Genomic DNA, 22,410 nt, shown 5'->3' with positions numbered 1-22,410 from the left:
AGCGATCAAGCGGAGAACGTTATTTGCGCTTGGTGAGCCAGGGTGCCGTCTTGCTCGGCCCACAGATCGGCCTGCCCGGGCTCGGCCACACGGCCAGCGACCTCAAAGGGCGTAGGCGCAACCAAGGGACGCAGGCCGCGATAGGAAAAATGCTCCAGACGCGCAGTCGGATGCGCATGGCAGAATGCGGCCAGCATGAAGGTCGCAATCATGGGACCGTGCACAACCAGACCGGGATACCCCTCGGTACCCGTGACATAGGGATGATCGTAATGGATCCGGTGGCCGTTGAATGTCATGGCCGAATAACGGAACAGCAACACCGGTGACGGATCTACGGACTCGCGCCATTGCGATGCGGGTGGAACGTCCGTGCCCACGAGCTTGGGCGGCGACGGCTGCCTGTAGACGATGTCCTGCTCTTCTTCGATCGCCAGCACGCCATCCTGGTGGTATTCGTGACGCACGGTCACAAACAGCAGTGCACCGGTACGGCCGGTCTTTTCGCGCACATCGGCCACCGTAGAACGACGTTCAGCGGGAGTCCCCACGCGCAAGGGTTGATGGAACGTGACCCGTCCCCCCGCCCACATCCGGTTCCGATCGTCGGCCGGCGGCAAGAACCCGCCGCGTGACGGGTGACCATCCCTGCCTAACCCATCCATGCCAACCGGGGCAATAAAAAAGGCCCATTGCCAGAGCGGAGGCAGCGGTTCGCCTACCCCGGGCGCGGGCTCGCTGAGCGTCGCGGCGATACGGGCGGCATGGCCGACATCGAGATTATCGGCAACAGTTTCACTGCTGCCGATCCAGTCGGCGGGATTGGGAGACGTCATGTAGATTCCTTAGCGGTATATCAGAGCGGCCACCAGCATGCCCGTGTGCCCCGCCTTTGTGAATTCGTATTTCTACAAGGGCGGGTTCAACAGCCTGAAATTCACGCCGGCGGTGCGATATCGCTATTTCCCCTGAAACGCGGGCGCGCGTTTTTCTGCAAAGGCACGCATGCCTTCGAGATAGTCATCGGTATAACCGAGCTGTTGCTGCAAATCGCATTCCAGATCGAACTGCTGCGCCAGCGTATTACCGCTGGAGGCATACAGCGCCTGCTTGGTCGCCGCATAAGCGCGCGTGGGCCCCTGAGCCAGGGTGCGCACGATCTGCTCGCGCGTCTCGTCCAACGCCTCATCCGGGATGCAACGCCAGATCAGCCCCCATGATTCGGCCTGACGAGCCGATACAGTCTCGCCGAACAAAGCGGCCCCCATGGCTCGCGCTGTCCCCACCAGACGAGGCAGAAACCATGTGCCGCCGGCATCCGGCAACAAACCGATCTTGCTGAACGCCTGGATAAAACGCCCGGACTCCACGGCATACACCACATCGCATGCCAGGGCGAGGCTGGCCCCAGCTCCGGCTGCCACGCCATTGACCAGGCACACCACAGGCACCGGTAACGCGCGCAGGCGCAGAATCAGCGGCCGATAAAAATTACGCAGGCCTTCACTCAAATCGCGTCGCTGTCCTTCCGGTAACGGCTTGCGTTCGCCCAGATCCTGCCCAGCACAAAATCCGCGTCCTGCGCCCGTAATCACCAGGCCGCGCAGCTCATCGCACGCCTCCAACGTGTCCAACGCACGCGCCAGCTCGCCGTGCATCACCGCCGTGAAGCTATTCAAACGATCCGGCCGATTCAAAGTGATCACGCCGACACCGTTCTCCAGCGTGAATTGAATCTGCTCGTAGCCCTGCGTCATACCTGTTGCTCCCTATATCCTGTTATGTGATGTGGCCGCACAGAAAAAGCTCCCCTGGCATGCCAAGCGATCTGCGATCGAGGCCGGTAATTACAAAGTCGTCCGAATCTTACCTTGCTGCCATCGACGCTCGCGGCCCGTCAAGTCAAAGCCACTGAAGCGGGCAGCATCTCAATCCAGCGACTGCAACACTGCCAGTTGCTCGGCGCTATCACCGAACAACTGATCCAACACCGTCAAGCGCTTGAAATAATCACCGACCTCCAGCTCATCGGTCATGCCCATCCCGCCGTGCAATTGCACCGCGCTTTGCGCGACATAGCGTCCAGCGCGTGCCGCCTCGAGCTTGGCACTGGCCAGCATGCGGCGCCGCTGCGTGACATCCGGTTCGCTCAATGCGGCCGCCGCAACATAGGCCATCGACAGCGCCATTTCCTTTGCCACCAACATATCCGCCATACGATGCTGCAGCACCTGAAACGCGGCCAGGGGCTGGCCAAACTGCCGACGCGTCTTGAGATAATCGATCGTGATCTCCAGCAAACGCTCCATGGCGCCGGCCGCATGCGCGCACAGGGCCGCCGCGCCCCAATCCAGCGCCGTAGCCAGCCCATCCCGGGCGGCTTGCCCACGCGCCAGCACGGCATCCGCATTGACGGGCGTGCGGTCAAACACGATGCGCGCGCAGCGCGTACGATCCAGTGTCGGCGTATCCAGCACCTGTACCCCTTGGGCATCCGCAGGCACCAGCAGCAACACCGGCTCGTCGTCAATATCGCGCGCCGACACAATCCAGGCCTGCGCCGCCGCACCATGCCAGACCAGATGCTTGGTTCCCGACAGATGCAAGACCTCGTCACTGGCCGATCGCACCGTACACAAGGACGGTTCCGTCTCGTAACGCCGCCCCGGTTCCTGATAAGCCAGCGCCACTATCGCCTCGCCTGAGGCCAAGACCGGCAGCCATCGCTGCCGTATGGCCGCGTCCGCAGCGTCGGCAATCAATGCCGCACTCATCACCGCACTTGGGATCACAGGTTCGGCAACCAGTCCGCGTCCCAATTCCAGATGCACGGGCAACAGACTTGCAGGTGCCTCGCCAAAACCGCCATGCTCCGCCGCAATCGTCAGGCCCAGCACGCCCAGCTCGGCCAATTGCCGCCATGCGCCGTGATCGAGCGCCGCAGCAGCCGCGCGCTCTCGCCGTGCCGCAAAACTCCATTCATCCTGCACCAAACGCCGCAGGCTATCGGCCAGCATGCGTTGCTCTTCGGTATATGCGAAATCCATGATGTGTTTTCCTCAAAGCCCCAACATCATGCGAGCGATGATGCCTTTCTGTACCTCGGTCGTGCCGCCATAAATCGAGGTCTTGCGCATATCGGCATAGCCTGCGCCAGCCGCGGCCGCCATCTCCGGCCCTGGCCCATGAAAGGTTGCATCCGCCTCCATCCAGTCCGGGTCATATGGCCAGGCGTCCGGCCCGGCAATCTCCATCTGCAACATCGCCAGATCCTGCTGTATCTCGGAACCTCGGATCTTCAGTACCGAAGCCTCCGGCCCCGGCGCATCGCCACGCGCCGCCGCGACCCGCAACAGCAGCATCTCCAGCGCCATGATGTCGACCTCCGTGCGGGAGATCCGGTCACGCATCCGGCTGTCCTCCAGAATGGGCCGGCCATGCAGCAATGTACGGGCTGCCATCTCCTTCAGAATGCTCAGCTCGCGATAGCAATGCCCCAAGCCTGCAATACCCGTGCGTTCGTGGCCCAACAGGTACTTGGCATACGTCCATCCCTGCCCCTCCTCGCCGACGCGATTGGCCAGCGGTACACGCACGTTCTCCAGCCATACCTCATTGACATCATGCCCGCCATCGAGGGTACGAATGGGCCGCACGCTGACACCCGGCGAACGCATGTCGATCAACACCATCGAAATCCCGCGCTGCACCTTGGCCTCGGGATCGGTGCGCACCAGGCAGAACATCCAGTCTGCATACTGCGCCAGCGTGGTCCAGGTCTTCTGGCCATTGATCACATAATGATCCCCATCGACCTCGGCGCGCGTCTTCAGCGACGCCAGGTCGGATCCGGAGCCCGGTTCGGAATATCCTTGGCACCACCAGTCTTCGACACGGATGATGCGAGGCAACAGACGCTGCTGCTGCTCGGCACTGCCGTATTTCATCAACACCGGGCCGATCATGCCCAGCCCAAACGGCAGCAAACGCGGCGCGCCGGCCTTGAAGCACTCAACTTCGAAAATCAAGCGTTCGATGGCATTCCAGCCCGTGCCGCCAAATTCCTGCGGCCATGTCGGTGCGCCCCAGCCCTGGTCGGCCAAGATCCGGTGCCACCGCACATAATCATCGCGATGCAGCCGCTGGTGCTTCAGTACTTTGTCACGAATATCTCGCGGCAACTTGTCGTTCGCAAAGGCTCGCACAGTCTCGCGAAACTGCCGTTCTTCGGGTGTCCAGCTTAGGTCCATAGGATGTCTCCTTATGGGTGGTATCTAGCCACGGACAGGGGCTTTAGCGCAATCTGGCTCTGCAAAAGCGGGGCTTTCGTGGGGATGAAGTGGTCGGCCGGTTGTGTTGTTCTTGTGGAAGGATGAGGATTGTTGGCATGCAACGGGTGGGGTTCTTTAGACGCCGGCGTCCGCCCTGACTGAGCGATGCGGGCCTAATCGGAACGGCTCGCCCCATGAGCAGGGGGCTCGGTCCGCTGCGCGGACTAAATCTCCCTCAAAAGGCCCGCATCGCTCAGTCAGGGCGAACGCCGGCTCGCAATGTCTCCAGTTGACGGATGCTGTGCACACCTCGAATTGCTCGACGGACGTCTCAATAGAGATCCCCCTCCGCCAGCAAAAAAACTCCATCCGCCACAAAAAAACAAACAAGCAACCAACCGAACCCACAAGTCACAAGAATACCGCTGCACAAAACCCCTGCTTCGGCAATGAAGAATGGTCAGCCAAGCCAACAACCCTGACACTGCCTACACTGTCATCACCTTCCGTAACCGAAAAATGACCGCCACCACACCAGAGACATCCGCGCCCAGCGGCGCCGACCAGCAGTACCGGCAAGCCCTGGCCCAGGGAAAATTTCAGATTCAACGCTGCACCGCCTGTCATGAGGCCGTGTTCTACCCTCGCATGATCTGCCCCCATTGCGGCGCGCCGGATTTGCGCTGGGAATCTCCCAGCGGCCGCGGCACTGTGTATTCGACGACCGTCGTACGGCGCAAAGCCGACGCCGGTGGTGACTACAACGTTGCCCTCATCGACCTGGAAGAAGGCGTCCGGATGATGAGCCGTGTAGAGGGCATCTCCCCCGATGCCGTTCACATCGGCATGGCAGTCAGAGCCGAAGTGCGGCAACAACAAGATCAAGGCCTGGTCGTCTTTGTCGCGCAGGAGGCAGCATGAGCGATTTACAACAACTGCGCGGCGCCGTGGCTGTCGCGGGCGTGGGTCACGCTGGCCTGGGCCGCGCCGATGGCTATACCGAGATGGAAATCCTGGTGCAGGCGGCCCAACGCGCCGTTGCCGATGCGGGCCTGACGATGCGCGATATTGATGGCATCTGCACTGCCAGTGTCGCCGCCACGATGTGGGCCATGCCCGTCATTGAACATCTGGGTATCCGTCCGACCTTCATCGACAGCACCATGTTGGGCGGATCCAGTTTCGTCGCTCATCTGATGCCGGCGCTGCAAGCGCTCGCTTCGGGACAGTGCAACGCCGTACTGGTGTGCTATGGCAGTACGCAGCGCACCTCTACGTTGAGTCGTGCAGAAATCGGACGGGTACGCAAGAACTTCGATCCGCAACCCTACGAAACGCCCTACGATCCCCTCAGCCCGTTGAGCTCGTATGCCCTGGCCGCGGCCCGGCACATGCATCAATACGGCACGACGCGCGAACAACTGGCGCATGTTGCCCTGGCGGCTAATCAATGGGCGCAACGCAATCCCGAAGCACAACTGCGCGAGCCCACGACGCTGGACGAGATTTTGTCATCGCGCATGGTCTCTGATCCGCTCACCGTGCGCGACTGCTGTCTGGTCACCGATGGCGCAGGCGCCTACGTGCTGGTCCGCGCCGACCGGGCTCGCGATCTGCCGAAAAAGCCGGTATACGTGCTGGGCAACGCGACGGCCGTGTGGAACCGCCAGATCTCGTCTATGGAAGACCTGACCGTGACGGCCGCACAGCAATCCGGCCAACGCGCGTTTGCAATGGCCGGCCTGCGTCCCGCCGACATCGACGTCGTAGAGCTCTACGACGCGTTCACCATCAACACCATCTTGTTCCTGGAGGATCTGGGGTTCTGCGCCAAAGGCGAAGGCGGCGCCTACGTCGAAAACGGTGCAATCGCACCAGGCGGAAGGCTGCCCGTCAACACCAATGGCGGCGGCCTGTGCTGCGTGCATCCCGGCATGTATGGCGTATTCATCATGATCGAGGCCGTACGACAGCTGCGTGGCGAGGGTGGCGCGCGCCAGGTCGAGGGCGCGCAACTCGCGCTCGTACACGGCAATGGCGGCACGTTGTCCAGCCAATCCACGGCCATTCTCGGCACTGCGGACACGTTGTAGACCCCTCATGCACGGTGGGGCCGCATTGTCGCGACCTCGCCGTGCGTTGCTTTGCAAGCATCCCGATTCGCCTTTGTTTTCATTTCCAAATTTCTCGAAGTCATGAGTTCATCGTCCCCGCTCACACGCATTCATCAGCTCTTGCAGCACCAGGCGGTGCAACAACCCGAGGCGATCTTCTTGTATGAAGAGGCCGGCACCACATTGAGCTATGGCCAGATGTGGCAACGCGTAGAGCAAGCCGGCCAATGGCTGATCGCCCAAGGCGTACGGCGTGGGGATCGCGTGGCCGTAGTCGGGGAAAATTGCGCGCAGATGATTCAGGCATTGTTTGCCTGCAGTGTGGTGGACGCCTGGCCCGTCGGGCTCAATGCGCGCCTGAGCCAACGTGAAGTCGACGTGATTCTGAGCCATGCTCAGCCGATGTTGACGCTATATACCAGCCATATTTCGACTGCAGCGGCCGCACATGCGCAAGCCGCCGGCGCCCAGGCCCTCGATGCCGCGGTCTGGGGCGATGGCAATCAATGGACTCGCGCCAGCAACGCCCCGGAAGCAGAAACGGGCGCACTGGTAGACCAGGTCGCCACCGTGATCTATACGTCGGGCACTACCGGCGCGCCCAAAGGCGTCATGGTGCCGCACAAAGGTCTGTTGCACTTTGCTCGCATCTCCGCCACATCTCGACGCCTCGGTCCGAGCGACATCGGCTATGCCGCATTACCGATGTCTCATATTTTTGGCATCGCCACCGTATTGATGGCCACAGTCCAGGCAGGCGCCAGCCTGGTATTGCGCAGCAAATACGATCCACAAGATGTGCTGCGTGCGTTGTCGTCTCCGGGTTTGACCGTCTTGCAAGGTGTTCCCACCATGTTCACGCGGCTACTGGCCGTGGCATCCAACCAGCCTCTACACGCGCCGCGTCTGCGCTATGTGTATACCGGCGGTGCAGCGTTGGACCCCACGCTCAAGCGCGACACTGAACGATACTTTGGACAACCCATGCATCATGGTTACGGCATCACCGAGTATGCCGGCTCATTGTTCATCACCGATATCGACGCCCCCCGCAATGACTGTGCGACGGGCTACGCGGTCGAGGGCGTGGAGCTGAGATTGGGTTCTCCCGATGCAGAGCCGCCTGTCCCAGGGCAGCGCGGCGATATTCTCGTGCGGGGTCCCGGCGTCATGCTGGGCTATTACCGCGATTCCGTACAAACTGCCAAGGCGTTGCTGCCCGGCGGTTGGCTCAACACCGGCGATATCGGTTTGATCGATGACAGCGGCGCGCTTTTTATTGCCGGACGCACCAAAGACCTGATCATTCGCTCGGGCTTCAACGTATATCCCGCGGAAGTCGAGGCGGTGATCAACGCCTTTCCAGGCGTGCGATTGTCAGCGGTGGTGGGACGTCTCGAAGCCGACCAAAACGAAGAGGTCGTGGCCTTTATCGAGGCGCAACCGGGAACGGCGATTGACATCGACGCACTGAACGCACATCTACGTACCGAACTCGCGCCCTATAAACGGCCAGCACACATCATCCCCATCGACACATTGCCCACGACAGTAAGCGGAAAGATTCTAAAGCAGCCATTGCGGGAAAAACTGGCTGCGCAAACCACCTGAAAAAACCCGCACAAAACAATACATCAAGGAGACAAATCATGCCGATCAAATCCCTCTTGCAGGCTGGCGCATTGGCGGTATCGCTATGCGCCGCCATCCCCGCCGCCCATGCCGCAGCCTATCCAGACCGGCCGCTGCGCCTGTTGGTCGGCTACGCACCTGGCGGACCGGTCGATACCACCGCACGCGTTTTTGCGAAATATCTGGGCGACAAGCTGGGCCAGACCGTAGTGGTGGAAAACCGCGCCGGAGCAAGCGGAATGATTGCTTCGGATGCCACCGCCAAGGCCTCGCCAGACGGATATTTGCTGGGCTTCGCCGCGAGCCCGACGCTGACGATCTCGCCGCTGGTGCAAAAGAGCGATCTGTTCGATCCTCGCAAAGACTTCACGCCCATCGGCATGGTGGTGGATTACACCAATGTGTTGCTGATCGGCCCGCAAATCCCTGCTAAAACGGTCCGCGAGCTCGTTGATTATGCCAAGGCAAACCCGACTGCCGTGAGCTTTGGCTCGGCCGGCGTAGGCGCATCCAACCATTTGTCAGCCGAACTGCTCAAACAACAGGCCGAAGCCCCGATGCTGCACGTGCCCTATCGCGGCAACTCGCCCGCGATGATGGATGTGGTGAGCGGCAAGATCACCTTTATGTTCGATATCACCAGCACGGCAATTCCCTTTATCAAAAGCGGCAAGGCTCGAGCCCTGGCAGTGACCTCGCGTGAGCGTAACCCCGAACTGCCCGATGTACCGACCATGATCGAAGCCGGCTTGCCCGACTACGAGGTGGTCGGCTGGTATGCCCTGATGGCTCCGCCCAAACTGCCCGATGCCATCAAGACACGGTTGACGCAGGCGCTGAAAGAGGTTTCACAAGACGCCTCATTCCGCAAAACCATGACAGAGGGCGGCTATACCGTCGATGACGGCGACAGCCAAGCAGTACAGGCGCGTATCGAGCGTGAATACGCGATGTGGGCCGACGTCATCAAGACCGCCAACATTCAAAAATAACTGATCCTGATTGGAGCCATCCTTTTATGTCTGCCCTGCAATCGTTGCGAGCCACGACCCGTCTGCCTGTTCTCTGCGCGCCCATGTTTCTGGTGTCGGGGCCCGATCTGGTCATTGCTCAATGCACGGCAGGCGTCATCGGCACGTTTCCGTCGCTCAACGCCAGACCCCAGGAAGCCCTGACGGATTGGCTCACGCGGATCGAGAAAGGACTGGCGCTTTATCGTGAGGCACATCCCGATGCCGTGATCGCGCCCTATGGTGTCAATCTGATCGTGCATCCTACGAACGCGCGCTGGCAGACAGATCTGCAGACATGCGTGGCACATCGCGTACCGTTGATCATCACGTCCCTGCATGCACCCGACGCCGTGGTGCAAGCAGTGCACCCCTACGGTGGCCTGGTTTTTCATGATGTGACGACAGTCCGTCACGCACGGCGGGCGTTGGATGCCGGCGTGGACGGCTTGATTCTCGTCGCGGCAGGTGCAGGTGGGCATGCAGGCACGCTCAATCCCATCGCTCTGGTCAACGAGATCCGGTCGTTTTACGACGGGCCTTTAGTGCTGTCCGGGTGCATCAGCCACGGGAAAGATGTGCTGGCTGCACAGGCGCTGGGATGTGATCTGGCCTATATGGGCACACGCTTTATTGCGACAAATGAATCGCTGGCGCCGGACCGCTATCGCGAGATGGTGTTGCAGGCGACAATTGACGACGTGCTGTATACGCCTTTTTTTTCTGGTGTGCCGGCGAACTATCTGATCCCCAGTATTTCAGCTGCGGGGCTGGATGCGGAACAGCTCAATAGCAAGGACAGTAACGCGGTCAATATGGACAAGACGACACGGCCGAAGGCGTGGAAGGATGTCTGGAGCGCGGGCCAGGGGGTGGGAGCGGTGCAGGAAATCTTGCCTACTCATGCGTTGGTGGATCAGCTGGCGCATGAATATGCCGAGGCGCGCAGGGCGTTGTTGAAGACTGCGAGGGGGTAGTGCTATTTGCTGGGAGGTTGGGTTGCTTATTGGACGTCGAGCCGAGGCAATCGGGCCGTGAGGGCTTCACAAAGCCGGTCCGGCGCGCGGGCGCCGGACACCGTGTTCGCTCACCTCGTCCGCGCCTTCGCGCTCCCTACGGTATCCGCTCCACTCGGCTTTGAGGCGCCCCCACGGCCCGATTGCCTCGGCTCGACTCGCAGTAACTCAAGCTCATCACATCGCTGGCACGAGCCTTTTGCTTGGCGTTTTTCTGTGACCTTGTTGGCAAAGAGGAAGATCTTGCGGTGCTGCTATTCGCGCGTGCCCTGCACACGCGCGAATAGCGATCGGTCCGGGCATGCGGCGGGGTGGCGTGGTGCTAGGTTGGAAGATCTGCTTGGCTAGAGTTGATGCATGCGAAGATTAGTCGCGCGTCTTTGGATGTCGCGAAGCCGTGGTGCGAACAATCTCCTGCTGGCCTATGAGAAATCGTTGCTCGAGAGATCTTCTGTTTGCCACCGATGCCAAAACCTCCGCATGCAGATCACGAACGCTATTCATTGGCGCGCCCGTAGGCGCCAATGAATAGCAACCCTGCAAGATTTTCATCCTTGCAAAAGCCAGTTCCCACGAAGCCTACGTAGACCACCCGTGCCAGCGACGAGGGAATCAGAGATGCTGCGAGTCGAAGCGGGGCAGTGACCGTGTTGGCGCGCCTCGGAGTCGCGCGAGCGGAAGTCGAAGGAAGGCCCGAAGGGGCCGTACGAGACGAGCGATGCGGCAGTCGGACGCGCAGGCGGCCGACCGACTCCGTGAAGCGCCAACACGGTCACTGCCCCGCTTCGACGTCCAATAGCACTCACGTCCCCGTCATACCACGATGCCGATCTAGCACATCACTCGATCTTGATACCCGCATCCTTGATGACCTTGCTCCATTTAGCCAGCTCAGCCTGTATGAACGCACCAAACTCCTCCGGCGTACCCGGTTTAGGTTCCGCCCCAGCAGCCAGCATGCTTTTCACGGTATCAGGATTGCTCAACACCTTCTGCATATCCCCATTCACGCGTTTGACAATATCGGCAGGCGTACCCGCGGGCGCCAGCATGCCGCTCCAGGAATAGGCTTCGTAGCCTGGCACGCCGGAAGACGCAATGGTGGGGATGCCTGGGAACAAAGCAGAAGGCTCGGGATTACCCACACCCAGGGCACGGATTTTTCCGCCCGACAAATGCGGCATGGCGGATGGGCCATCCGCGAACATGACTTGTACCTGTCCACCCAGCAGATCTTGCATCGCCGGCGCACTGCCGCGATAAGGCACATGCTGCATGCGCGTGCCGGTCATGCTGTTAAAGAGCTCGCCCGCGAGGTGCGTGCCGCCACCGGTGCCAGACGAGCCAAACGACAGTTTTCCTGGATTCTGTTTGGCATAGGCAATGAGCTCCTTGACGCTTTTGACTGGCAGAGACTCGTGCACGACAAGCACAATCGGAAACACAGCACCCATGCCCACCGGCACAAAATCCGCAGTAATGTCGTAGCTCAGGTTGCCGCGCAGGCTAGGCAACACCGTATGGTGGATCGAAGCAAAGAAATAGTGATAGCCATCCGCAGGCGCCTTGGCTGCAGCTTGTGCCCCGACGATGCCGCCCGCGCCAGCCTTGTTATCCACGACCGTCGGCGTTTTCCACATTGCACCCAGGGGTGTCGCGATGAAACGTGCCGTCGTATCCACCGGACCACCTGCCGGAAAAGGCACAATGAAATTGACGGGATGGTCAGGCCACGAGGCAGCGCGAACAGAGAACGGCAAAGTCGCGGCAGCGCAGGCTGCCCCCAGCCCCGCCAGCAAGCGGCGGCGTTGCGGATCGTGCATGAGTATGTCTCCGGTTTTTTTGTCTGTGCGCACAAGCGTTGTGCCTTGTGCAGTGCTCGTATTATTTGCGCACAGGCGCCGGCTTGCCGATTCTTTTTTGCCGAAGCCCCTGTTCAGCCGCGGCAACCGCTCGACCGAGCATCAGGCATTGCGCGCAGCTACCCGTACATGCTCGATAAAGTCTTCCACAAAACGCGGCAAGTCGCGGCCACGCTGGCGGCACAACAGACGGTCGCGCTGAGCCCAGGCGTCCTTCAGACGCAGGACATGCAGTGCCTGCGGCCGGCTGTAGCGCGCCGCGCAGGCCTTGGGCACCACGGCGATTCCGGCCCCTGCCTCGACCATACGGCATACGGCCTCGAAACTGCCCACGTGTACGCGTTGGCATAACCGTTTGCCCAACCCCAGCGCAATGTCCTCCAGAAAGGTCTGAATCGCGCTGTTGGGGTGAATGCCGACGAACTGATAGGCGTCGATCACATCGACAAAATTTGCGGACTCGAGCTGCGCCAGCGGGTGTTTCAATGACGTCACGATGGCCAGCTCATCGCGAAACAGGGGCATCACGTCCAGCCCGTCGACATCGATATTGCCTGCCACGATCCCCAGGTCCGCCGCTCCGGCACGAATCGCCAACACGATATCGCCAGAGATTTTTTCCTCCAATTCGATATCCACGTCCGGGTTTTCCGCCAGAAAAGTCGACATGGCGTCAGCCAGAAACGAATTCGTTGCCGTCGTGTTGGCCAACAATCGTAACCGTCCCTTGATACCGCTGGAATATGGCTGCAAATCGGCATTCAGGCATTCCAGCTGCCGGAATACCGCGTGGGCGTGCTTGAGCAGGACTTCGCCCGCAGGTGTCAGGGCCACGCCTGTCGCCTGACGCACCAGCAAACGCGCCTTGAACGCTTCCTCCATGTTCTTGATGCGCGCACTGGCCGCGGGCAGCGACAGAAAGGTGCGCTCGGCCGCACGGGTCAGATTCAGGGTTTCACCTACGTTCACGAATAAACGCAGATCGGTCAGGTCGTGTCTCATGTTCCGCCAAGCAAAAGGGGGGTGTCTTTAATTTTGAATTCCGCTGGCCCGACTTGAAATCTACCATGCACAGAGTCGGGTGTGCCAAACAGGCGTGCGATTCGCGTGCTTCTGTCCAGCGTAGCGGCCCCAGCCCCAAAGGAGAATGGATTATGAGCGGTATGGTTGCAGGAAAAGTCGTCGTCGTCACCGGCGCGGGCGGCGGGATCGGGCGCAGTGTCGCCCTGGCGATGGCCGCGGCAGGCGCAAAAGTCGTGGTCAATGACATCGGCGTATCGTTGCAGGGCGAAGGCGGCGGTGACGGCCCCGCGCAGGCCGTGGTCAAGGAAATCCAAGCTGCCGGCGGACAGGCCTGCCCCAGCACCGACAGCGTCGCCAGCTACGAGGGTGCTCACAACATCATCAAGACGGCGGTCGATGTCTTTGGACGCATTGATGCGGTGGTCAACAACGCGGGCAATCTGCGCGACCGCGTGTTTCACAAGATGAGCGAAGAAGAATGGCGCCAGGTGCTGGACGTGCACCTGAATGGCTCGTTCTACATGAGCCGTGCTGCAGCGCCCTATTTCCGCGAACAGGAATCCGGCGCGCTGGTGCATATGACCTCGACTTCCGGACTGATCGGTAATTTTGGGCAGGCCAACTATTCGGCCGCCAAGCTCGGCATTGTCGCGCTGTCCAAATCCATCGCGCTGGATATGGCGCGCTATCACGTACGGTCGAATTGCATTGCGCCATTTGCCTGGAGCCGCATGACCAGCTCCATTCCCGCAGAGACCGAAGCCGAAAAAGCCCGCGTCGAAAAGCTGAAAAAAATGGAAGCCGGCAAAGTCGCGCCCCTCGCGGTCTACCTGGTCAGCGATGCCGCCAGCGAAGTGACCGCACAGATTTTTGCCGTCCGTGCCAATGAAATCATGTTGATGAGCCAGCCTCGCCCGCTGCGCACCGTGCACTACAGCGAAGGCTGGACCCCGGAACTGATCGGCGATATCGCGATTCCCGCCATGCGCAAACATTTCTATGCGCTGGAACGTTCGCCCGACGTCATTGACTGGGATCCCATCTGAGAAAGCCGCCATGCCCTTAGATTATCAGACCATCAAGAACTGGGAATTCGCCGACATCCACCACCGTTACGAGGACAAGGACACGATTCTGTACGCCCTGGGCATCGGCCTGGGGGCAGACCCCATGGACGCTGCGCAGTTGCGCTATGTCTACGAACAGGATCTGCAAACCATCCCCACATTGGCCACCGTGCTGGGTCATCCAGGTTTCTGGATGAATGATCCGCGCGCCGGGATCGATTGGGTCCGGCTGGTACACGGCGAACAGCGTCTGCAATTGCATGCACCATTGCCCGCCAGCGGCACCGTGATCGGCAAGAGCCGCGTCACGCACGTCATCGACAAAGGCGCCGACAAAGGTGCGCTGGTGGTCACAGAACGCACGCTGCATGATGATCAAGGCCTGCATTTGGCAACCTTGCAGCAGATCACCTTCTGCCGTGGCGATGGCGGTTTTGGACAGGGCGACGAGGCCCTGCCGCCTTTGCCTGCCGCGCCGGCACGTGCAGCGGACCTGTCGTGCCAGCTATCGGTAGCCCCCAACGCAGCCCTGCTCTACCGGCTGAATGCAGACCGCAATCCGCTACATGCCGACCCTGCAGTCGCCAGCAAGGCCGGTTACCCGCAGCCTATTCTGCACGGCCTGTGCACCTACGGCATGGCGGCACACGCCATCATCAAAAGCTGCTGCGACTACGACGCGTCGCGTTTGACCGGTCTGAACGCACGATTCTCGTCCCCCGTCTTCCCGGGCGAAACCTTGCAGTGCGACATCTGGCAGGACGCGGGCAATGCGCTGCAATTCAGCATGCGCGCCATCGACCGTGATGTCGTGGTGATGAGCCATGGCACTGCCACGCTTTCTCAATAAACGCGGCTTGCCGCAACAGGGTTCTTATCGTCATGCAGCATCGTCCCCCGCCTCTGGAAGGCATTCGCGTACTCGACCTCAGCCGTATCCTGGCCGGTCCCTGGTGCACTCAGAACCTCGCAGATCTGGGCGCAGATGTGATCAAGGTCGAGCGTCCCGCTACCGGCGACGACACGCGCCATTGGGGCCCGCCCTACCTGAAAGACGGCCAGGGCCAGGACACCTCCGAGGCGGCCTACTATCTGAGCACCAATCGCAACAAACGCTCGCTGGAGGCCGATATCGCCAGCCCCGAAGGCGCGGCTCTCGTTCGGGAACTCGTCACCCATTGCGACATTCTGGTTGAAAATTTCAAGGTCGGGGGCTTGCGCAAATACGGCCTGGACTACGACAGCCTGAATGCCTTGAATCCACGCCTGATCTATTGCTCGGTCACCGGTTTCGGTCAGGACGGCCCCTGCGCCACATTGCCCGGCTATGATTTCATGATCCAGGGGCTGGGCGGCTTGATGAGCATCACCGGTGAACGCGATGACCTGCCCGGCGGCGGCCCTCAGAAAGCCGGTGTGGCTGTCACAGACATCATCACGGGGATGTACGCCACGGTGGCCATTTTGGCGGCCATTCAAGAACGGCACCGCAGCGGCTTGGGACAACATCTGGACATTGCGCTGCTGGATTGCCACGTGGCCATGCTGGCGAACCAGAACTCCAACTATTTCACGTCGGGCAATGCGCCAACGCGCGCGGGCAATGCCCACCAGAATGTCGTGCCTTATCAGGTGTTCGCCGCCAGCGATGGCCACCTGATCGTCGCAACCGGCAACGAATCGCAATACCGTGCCTATTGCAAAGCCATCGGCGCGCCCGAACTCGGGGACGATCCGCGCTTTGCGACGAATCGCTTGAGAGTCACCAATCGGGATGTCTTGGTCGCCCTTTTGAGCGACATCATGAAACAAGGTCCGCGCGACGAATGGATCAGCAAACTGGAGGCTGCGGGCGTGCCTTGCGGCCCCATCAACAACATCGCGCAAACTTTTGCACATCCGCAGGTCCAGGCACGTCAACTGCGTCGAGAACTGCCGCACCCCTTGGGCGGCACGGCGCCTGTGACCGCCAGCCCGCTGCGGTTTTCCGCGTCACCCGTGGTGTATCGCAATGCTCCGCCCATGCTGGGTCAGCATACGCAGGAAATTTTGCAGGAGATTCTCGGCAGAACGGCTTGATCGCATTGACGATGCAATGCCGGGGAAAACCCGCAGTTAAGCAAATCCGAATAGTGCCGCCGATCCAGAATAGCTAGCATTTTTCGAGCCGCGAACCAGCTTGATGATGTTGCGGCACACAATAAATCCTGACACCGCATCTTGGCTTGCTGCTTTCCAAAGCAACATACGGCCTGCAGGCGGCTTTGAGGCAAAAAAATCACGACATCTATCGTGGGAGACAACGCATGAAAAAGCTGCTTGCCGGTTTGGCCCTGTGCCAAGGCTTGTCCCTGACATCGCTGGCCACCGCGGCCGATCTGACGATCGGAGGCCTGCTGCCCATGAGCGGCAGCAATGCCGAATATGGACAGATATTCAGCTCGGGCGCCAACCTGGCCGTTGAACACATCAATGCGTCCAAGATGCTGTCCGGCAAGCTTTCCATCGTGTACGAAGACAGCCAGGCGCTGCCCATGCAAGGCGTCATCGGCATGAACAAACTGGTCAACGTCGCCAAAGTACCTTTCGTGCTGAGCGCGTTCACCGGCGTGTCCAAGGCCATTGCCCCCGTTGGCACTCGCAGCAAAACGGTGATGGTCAATGGCGGCGGTGTTGGTCCGGACTTGGCCGACCTGGGCGACTATTTCTGGAACACGATTCCTCTGGCGAACTTCGAGGTGCGTGCCATCGTGCCGTATCTCGTCAAAGAACGTCAGTTCAAGCGCATCGCCCTGGTCTATGTCGACGATCCATTGGGCCAATCCGTGGTTAAAGAATTGAACACGGAACTCGGCAAAGCCGGAGGCGAGCTGGCAGGCAGTTTCTCGGTGCCAGCCACCTCGCAGCAGTTTTCGGGGATCGCTGCACGCGTGCGGGATGTCAAACCCGATGCGGTGTATATCGCCTCGTACGGCAGCCAGCAAGGGCAGATCGTCAAGCAACTGCGCGATAACGGCGTCACGCAGCAACTGGTCAGCTATTCCGCATTCGCCATTCCCTCGACCCTGTCGCTGCCCGAAGCCAAAGGCGCGATTTTCACCAGCCAGAAGGTGGACTGGGAGAAATCCGACGACATCACGCGCCGCATGCTGGACGACTATAAAAAGCAATACGGCAAAGCCCCCAACATGTATGTCCTGAACTACTACAACGCCGTGCGCACCTTTGCCGTGCTGGCCGCAGCGCTGGAAAAGGCCGGCAAACCCATCACTGGGGAAAATCTGTTGGCGCAGCGCAAGGCGACGCCCTCTTTTGATTTCGTGGGCGCCACCGTCTCGTTCGCGGACAACGGCACCATCAAGGCTCCCATCCAGATCAACGAGATCGGCGAGAACGGCACCAAGCCCATCGCTGACGCCGCGCCCTGATCCCGTCCCATAGAGAGGTGGCTATCGTATGTTGTTTGTCCAGCTCTTCATCAACGGGATACAGACGGGTGCCCTGTATGCCCTGATCGCGGCCGGGTTTTCGCTGATTTTCGGCACGACCCGCGTCTTTCACGTTGCCCATGGCGCCACGTTCACGTTGGCAGGCTTTATTTTTTACGAGTGCTATACGGTGCTGGGCTGGATGTGGCCGTTGGCTGCCGTGGCCGCTGGCCTGGCGGCGGCCTTGTTCGGCGTGTTGGTGGACCGTTATATCTACGCCGTCATCCAGCGGCACGAGGGTGCTTTCTTTACCGTGTTCGTCGCCTCGTTCGGCATTGCGATCGTGGCGCAGAATCTGATCACCATCGGGTTCGGCCGCGGCCTGGTGACTGTGCCCACGCCATTGAGCAAGAGCGTGGAATGGCTGCCGGGGTTGTATGTCGCCCCGATGGCAGGGGTCGCCGTGCTATGCGCCATCGTCGCCTTCGGCCTGCTGCAGTGGCTGCTGACTCGCACCAATCTTGGCCTGGCGCTGCGGGCTTTAGGCGAAAACTCAGCTCTGGTACGCGTCTATGGATTGACGCCGCGGCGGCTGTCGCAATACGTGTTCCTGATCGGCTCATTACTGGCCGTGCCGGCGGCGATCCTGACGGCGACGACGACGGGCCTGAATCCCTCGATGGGACATCACATCATGCTGATCAGCATCGCAGCCACCATTGTGGGCGGCGTCGGCAGCCTGCGTGGTGCAGCCGTGGCCGGGTTGTTGCTAGGCATGGCCGAGAACCTGTCGCTCGCCTGGATCGATCCGCAGTGGAGCGAGGCGGTCACCTTTGTCGTGCTGTTCCTTTTCATCCTGTTCCGCCCCGGCGGCGTATTCGGGCGCGCAGTGACGTCGTGACAGTGGCACGCGTAATCATGGTCTGACGATTCATTCAACGGGGCATCCATGCTGGCTTATCTGCAAAACATTGCCGTGCTCTTCTGCGTGAATGCCATGTTGGCAGTCACACTCAACTTCATCATGGGTTATGCCGGCATTTTTTCCTTGGCGCATGCGATTTTTTTCGGGGTAGGCGCTTATACCGCAGCGAATGTGGCGATGCACTTCAGCGATTCGCTGTTGCTGTGCACCGTCGCCGCCGTACTGGTGTCGGCCGTGCTGTCCATGGTGCTGGCCCTGCCGGCGCTACGTGTGCGGGGGGAATATTTTGTTGCTGCATCATTGGGCTTGCAAGTCATAGGCGTGACTGTTTTCTCGGAATGGAAAGGCGTCACCGGCGGATTGGGAGGACTGGTGGGTATTCCTCCGCCCACGATTTTCGGCCACGCGCTGAGCACCCCTGCCGAGTTTTTGGCCTTGGCCATCGCGGGGTTGATCGCCGTTTTACTGATCACCACCGCCCTGTTGCGCGGCAGCTTTGGCCGCAGTTTGATGGCCATCCGCGATAGCGAGTCCGCAGCGCAAGCGGCGGGCAAATGGGTCGCCGCCATCAAGACGCTTTCTGTCGCCGTCTCTGCCGGATTGGCCGCCGTCGCCGGCGTGATCTACGCGTTCTACATGAGTTTCGTCAATGTCGAAGGATTCATGCTGGAAACGTCGATCCTGTTGATGGCCATGGTCATCATCGGCGGCACAGGCACCGTGTTTGGCCCCATCATTGGTACGGCGCTATTGATGGTGCTGCCTGCGGCGTTGACGTATCTGCCCTTCCTGCCGCCTGCGGAGCTGGGCACGATACAACAAATCGTGTATGGGGCAATCATGGTGTTGTTGATGATGTATCGCCCAGGCGGGTTGGTGGGCGGGCGTCGCAAAGGAGGCCAAGCATGAATGCCACCATGTCTGCGACAACGCCCTCGCCCACACCTGCGATGAGCACTGCGGCCCCTCCTGCGCTGCTGCAACTGCAGGGACTGTCCAAACGATTCGGCGGCCTGCAAGCCATCACCGATGTATCGATGGACCTGCCTGCCGGACTCATCACGACGCTGGTCGGCCCTAATGGCGCAGGAAAGACCACGCTATTCAACATGATCACGGGCCATTTGACGCCGAGCGCCGGGACGGTCTATCTGCACGGCAAGCCGCTGAGCAAGCTGGCACCGTGGCAGATTGCCCGCCTCGGCGTCGGCCGTACATTTCAGGACTTGCGGCTCTTTACCCACATGAGCGTGATGGAGAACGTCACGACCGTCACCGAACGCGGCAGCTGGTTGTGGCAACGCCGCACAGATCCCCAGCGGATTGAATCCATTTTGAACGAGGCCGGACTCTGGAACCAGCGACACGAACGCGCGGCAGACCTGGCGTATGCCGAACGGAAATTCCTGAGCCTGGCTCGCCTGATGGCCAGTGGCGCATCACTCTGGCTGCTGGACGAACCGGCCTCAGGCCTGGACCCACGCTCTTTTGACCGTTTCGTCGCCTTGCTGCGCGACTATGCCACGCGCGGCATCACCATTTGCATCATCGAACACAATCTGGATCTGGTGACGCAGCTCTCTGATCAGCTGGCGTTTCTGGATCAGGGCAAATTGCTGGCGTGCGGCGATCCGGCAGCCATTCTGCAGGATCCCGCGTTGGCCGCCATTTACTTCGGAGAGCGAGCATGAGTGCCTCCCCCCCGATCCTGGAAACCCGCGGCTTGCGCGCAGGCTATGGCGAGCGCCCCGTCCTCGAGGGCATCGATGTGCATCTGCACGCCAACGAAGTGCTCTGCCTGATCGGACATAACGGCGCGGGTAAATCCACGTTGCTCAAGACGCTATTCGGCCTGCTGGACCCGGAAGACGGCCAGGTGCTGTTGGACGGGAAGCCCATGCACAGACCCGACGCACGCCGCCTGACAGATGCGGGCATTTCCATGGTGCCCGAAGGGCGAGGCATTTTCCCGGGGCTGAGCGTCGCCGAAACCATGAGATTGGGGCTCTGGTCCGCTGGCGTTCCGAAGGCCGAGCACACGGCACGGCTGGACTGGGTCATGCAAGTCCTGCCCGCTTTGCGCAAGTTCTACAGCCAGCGCGCCGGCACGCTCTCAGGCGGCCAGCAACAGATGGTGTCGTTAGGCCGCGCCCTGCTCAGCCAACCACGCTGCCTGTTGTTGGACGAGCCCTCGATTGGATTGGCGCCCAAGCTGTTTCAAGACTTGATGGGTCCGATTCGCGCGCTGCAGCAGCAACGCGGCATGGCCATCCTGATCGTTGAACAGAATGTCCGCGAGGCCTTGAAGATCGCCGATCGCGTCATCGTGATGAAATCGGGCGCCTTGATCCGCGCTGGCGTGCCCGCCGATTTTTCCGACAATGCCAGCCTGATGGAACTGTATTGATGTCTGCCGCTGCTGCCATGCCAGCGTCTGCACGCCTGGCCGATTTGTATATTCCGCATTTGCAGTCACACCCCGACGACATTGCGCTGATCGATGAAGCGGGCTCTCTGACCTATCGCGAATTCGATGCGTTATGCCAGCGCACTGCGCAGTGGCTGAGGGCACAGGGTATCCAGGCTGGCGATTGCGTAGCCGTATGGCTGATCAACCGCCGGGAATGGCTGGCGCTGTTATTCGGTCTGGCCCGGTTGGACGCCACATTGGTCGCCATCAACACGCGCTATCGCAGCAGCGAACTCGAGTACATTCTGACGCGATCCAAAGCGCGCATGCTGCTGATGCAGCCGTCTTTTCGCAAAATTGATTTTCCCGAGGTCCTGGCCGGTATCGCACCCGATGCACTGCCTGATCTCGAATGTATTGCGTTGCTCGATGCTCCCACGGACACACCGGATACGGTGCTGGGCCGGCGCACCGTGGCGTTTTCACCCGATACGCCAGCTCGTTTTCCGCAAACGCCAGATATCGCGGACGGATTACATCAAGCATCACATCCGGTGATCCTGTTCACCACATCGGGTACCACCAAAGGTCCCAAACTGGTGATGCATAGCGCCGCAACGCTCTATGCACACAGCACCTGCGTAGCCGATGCCTACGGTTTTCACGACGCAGGCACGCGATTGCTGGCTGTATTGCCGCTGTGCGGCGTGTTCGGCCTGAACGGTGCGTTGGCAGCGCTACGAGCGGGTGCGCCCGTCATCATGATGGACTTGTTCGATGCGCCGCGGGCTGCACAGTACCTGCGGGACGAACGCATCACGCATTTGTTCGGCAGCGACGAGATGCTGCGGCGTATTGCCGACGAAACCGTGCAGACGCGGCCCTTTCCCCATGCCCGGGTATTCGGGTTCGCCTCTTTCAGCCCGGGGGCTGCCGCGCTCGTAGAGGCCTTGCAGCAGCGGGGTTTTCCGTTGCGAGGGTTATATGGCTCCAGCGAAGTGCAGGCGCTGTTTTCCCTGCAAGATGCCGGCTTGCCGGTCGAGGAACGGGCCTTGGGCGGCGGCCGGCCAGCCGCAGGCCAGGCTGCTCATCTGCGCATTCGTGACCCAGATACCGGCGACTTATGCCCGCTAGGTGAGTCCGGTGAAATAGAAATCCGTGCGCCCGGTAATTTCCTGGGCTATCTGGACAATCCGGAGGCGACCGCCCAGGCCATGACGGCCGACGGATACTTTCGCACCGGAGATCTGGGCTACCTGCGCCCGGACGGCAGTTTTGTTTATCTCGCACGCATGGGCGATACGCTGCGGCTCGGCGGCTATCTGGTTGATCCTGCGGAAATCGAACACGCGTTAGCCCAGCAGCCGGGTGTGCGCAACGCGCAAGTCGTCGGCATCGCCCTGGATGGCCAGCCCCGCGCAGCCGCCTTTGTGATCGCGGCGCCGGAGGTCACGGCAGAGGGCTTGCTCGCCGCCCTGCGCACCTCCCTGGCGCCTTTCAAAATCCCCGCGCGATTATGGTTGGTTGAAGCCTTTCCCACGGCAGCCAGCGCCAACGGTTTCAAGATTCAACGAGCGAAACTACGGCAAATGGCAGAAGAGCGGCTGCACCAGGAGACACATTGACCGAGCCTTTCCGACCGGCCCAGGAAT

The 22,410-nt window shown here is 60.6% G+C and carries 20 protein-coding genes; 14 read left to right on the top strand and 6 right to left on the bottom strand.

The annotated features are described in order from the left end of the window. Positions 1-5 precede the first annotated feature (5 nt). The 4 genes from ACNA0I_RS15285 to ACNA0I_RS15270 form a co-directional block, all read right to left on the bottom strand. The gene (locus ACNA0I_RS15285) at positions 6-836 is read right to left on the bottom strand and encodes an HTD2 family dehydratase (protein WP_415806866.1); all 831 of its coding nucleotides are present in this window, start codon (positions 834-836) and stop codon (positions 6-8) included. Positions 837-959: 123 nt separating this feature from the next. Next, positions 960-1,757 carry a 2-(1,2-epoxy-1,2-dihydrophenyl)acetyl-CoA isomerase PaaG gene (paaG, locus tag ACNA0I_RS15280; RefSeq protein ID WP_415806865.1) on the bottom strand — a complete coding sequence of 266 codons (798 nt, stop codon included), beginning with the start codon at positions 1,755-1,757 and terminating at the stop codon, positions 960-962. A gap of 171 nt (positions 1,758-1,928) precedes the next feature. Then, a complete protein-coding gene (locus tag ACNA0I_RS15275) occupies positions 1,929-3,047 on the bottom strand; it encodes an acyl-CoA dehydrogenase family protein (protein WP_415806864.1) in 1,119 nt (372 codons plus the stop codon). Positions 3,048-3,059: 12 nt separating this feature from the next. Beyond that, complete coding sequence (locus ACNA0I_RS15270) at positions 3,060-4,250, bottom strand: acyl-CoA dehydrogenase family protein (protein WP_415806863.1); 1,191 nt, start codon at positions 4,248-4,250, stop codon at positions 3,060-3,062. A gap of 540 nt (positions 4,251-4,790) precedes the next feature. Here ACNA0I_RS15270 and ACNA0I_RS15265 point away from each other — a divergent pair. The 5 genes from ACNA0I_RS15265 to ACNA0I_RS15245 all read left to right on the top strand — a co-directional run bounded on the left by ACNA0I_RS15265 (position 4,791) and on the right by ACNA0I_RS15245 (position 10,004). Then, positions 4,791-5,192: a Zn-ribbon domain-containing OB-fold protein gene (locus tag ACNA0I_RS15265; protein ID WP_415806862.1), complete on the top strand. Its 402-nt coding sequence runs from the start codon at positions 4,791-4,793 to the stop codon at positions 5,190-5,192. After that, positions 5,189-6,364 (top strand): thiolase, encoded by a 1,176-nt coding sequence (locus tag ACNA0I_RS15260; RefSeq protein WP_094823124.1) that lies wholly within the window; start codon positions 5,189-5,191, stop codon positions 6,362-6,364. The genes ACNA0I_RS15265 and ACNA0I_RS15260 overlap by 4 nt, the downstream gene beginning before the upstream one ends. A 102-nt stretch (positions 6,365-6,466) precedes the next feature. Further along, complete coding sequence (locus ACNA0I_RS15255; protein ID WP_415806861.1) at positions 6,467-7,996, top strand: class I adenylate-forming enzyme family protein; 1,530 nt, start codon at positions 6,467-6,469, stop codon at positions 7,994-7,996. A 38-nt stretch (positions 7,997-8,034) separates the two neighbouring features. After that, a complete protein-coding gene (locus tag ACNA0I_RS15250) occupies positions 8,035-9,009 on the top strand; it encodes a Bug family tripartite tricarboxylate transporter substrate binding protein (protein WP_415806860.1) in 975 nt (324 codons plus the stop codon). Between the two features lie 26 nt (positions 9,010-9,035). After that, a complete protein-coding gene (locus ACNA0I_RS15245; RefSeq protein WP_415806859.1) occupies positions 9,036-10,004 on the top strand; it encodes an NAD(P)H-dependent flavin oxidoreductase in 969 nt (322 codons plus the stop codon). Between the two features lie 878 nt (positions 10,005-10,882). On the opposite strand, the gene ACNA0I_RS15240 is transcribed toward ACNA0I_RS15245, so the two are convergent. Next, positions 10,883-11,866, bottom strand: coding sequence for a Bug family tripartite tricarboxylate transporter substrate binding protein (locus ACNA0I_RS15240; RefSeq protein ID WP_415806858.1), 984 nt, complete (start codon positions 11,864-11,866; stop codon positions 10,883-10,885). Positions 11,867-12,007: 141 nt separating this feature from the next. After that, the gene (locus ACNA0I_RS15235; protein WP_415806857.1) at positions 12,008-12,907 is read right to left on the bottom strand and encodes a LysR family transcriptional regulator; all 900 of its coding nucleotides are present in this window, start codon (positions 12,905-12,907) and stop codon (positions 12,008-12,010) included. Positions 12,908-13,059: 152 nt separating this feature from the next. Between ACNA0I_RS15235 and ACNA0I_RS15230 the strand changes: the two genes are divergently transcribed. The 9 genes from ACNA0I_RS15230 to ACNA0I_RS15190 all read left to right on the top strand — a co-directional run bounded on the left by ACNA0I_RS15230 (position 13,060) and on the right by ACNA0I_RS15190 (position 22,383). Next, positions 13,060-13,974: an SDR family NAD(P)-dependent oxidoreductase gene (locus ACNA0I_RS15230; RefSeq protein ID WP_415806856.1), complete on the top strand. Its 915-nt coding sequence runs from the start codon at positions 13,060-13,062 to the stop codon at positions 13,972-13,974. Positions 13,975-13,984: 10 nt separating this feature from the next. Further along, entirely contained in the window at positions 13,985-14,845 is an 861-nt protein-coding gene (locus ACNA0I_RS15225; protein WP_415806855.1) for a MaoC/PaaZ C-terminal domain-containing protein, read from the top strand. Positions 14,846-14,877: 32 nt separating this feature from the next. Further along, entirely contained in the window at positions 14,878-16,074 is a 1,197-nt protein-coding gene (locus ACNA0I_RS15220; RefSeq protein WP_415806854.1) for a CaiB/BaiF CoA transferase family protein, read from the top strand. Between the two features lie 227 nt (positions 16,075-16,301). Continuing rightward, positions 16,302-17,423: an ABC transporter substrate-binding protein gene (locus ACNA0I_RS15215; RefSeq protein WP_415806852.1), complete on the top strand. Its 1,122-nt coding sequence runs from the start codon at positions 16,302-16,304 to the stop codon at positions 17,421-17,423. 28 nt (positions 17,424-17,451) lie between these two features. Continuing rightward, entirely contained in the window at positions 17,452-18,324 is an 873-nt protein-coding gene (locus ACNA0I_RS15210; RefSeq protein ID WP_415806851.1) for a branched-chain amino acid ABC transporter permease, read from the top strand. 48 nt (positions 18,325-18,372) lie between these two features. Then, positions 18,373-19,257: a branched-chain amino acid ABC transporter permease gene (locus tag ACNA0I_RS15205; RefSeq protein ID WP_415806850.1), complete on the top strand. Its 885-nt coding sequence runs from the start codon at positions 18,373-18,375 to the stop codon at positions 19,255-19,257. Continuing rightward, entirely contained in the window at positions 19,254-20,039 is a 786-nt protein-coding gene (locus ACNA0I_RS15200) for an ABC transporter ATP-binding protein (RefSeq protein ID WP_415806849.1), read from the top strand. Before ACNA0I_RS15205 ends, ACNA0I_RS15200 begins: the two co-directional genes overlap by 4 nt. After that, positions 20,036-20,755 carry an ABC transporter ATP-binding protein gene (locus ACNA0I_RS15195; protein ID WP_415806848.1) on the top strand — a complete coding sequence of 240 codons (720 nt, stop codon included), beginning with the start codon at positions 20,036-20,038 and terminating at the stop codon, positions 20,753-20,755. Before ACNA0I_RS15200 ends, ACNA0I_RS15195 begins: the two co-directional genes overlap by 4 nt. Continuing rightward, positions 20,755-22,383, top strand: coding sequence for an AMP-binding protein (locus ACNA0I_RS15190; protein WP_415806847.1), 1,629 nt, complete (start codon positions 20,755-20,757; stop codon positions 22,381-22,383). Before ACNA0I_RS15195 ends, ACNA0I_RS15190 begins: the two co-directional genes overlap by 1 nt. Positions 22,384-22,410: the final 27 nt, after the last annotated feature.

It is taken from the genome of Bordetella muralis (genome assembly GCF_965139205.1).
In the GTDB taxonomy this organism is placed as follows: domain Bacteria; phylum Pseudomonadota; class Gammaproteobacteria; order Burkholderiales; family Burkholderiaceae_B; genus Bordetella_A; species Bordetella_A muralis.
The sequence above is the reverse complement of the archived record's forward strand: the minus strand, read 5'-3'. Positions and strand labels throughout refer to the sequence as shown.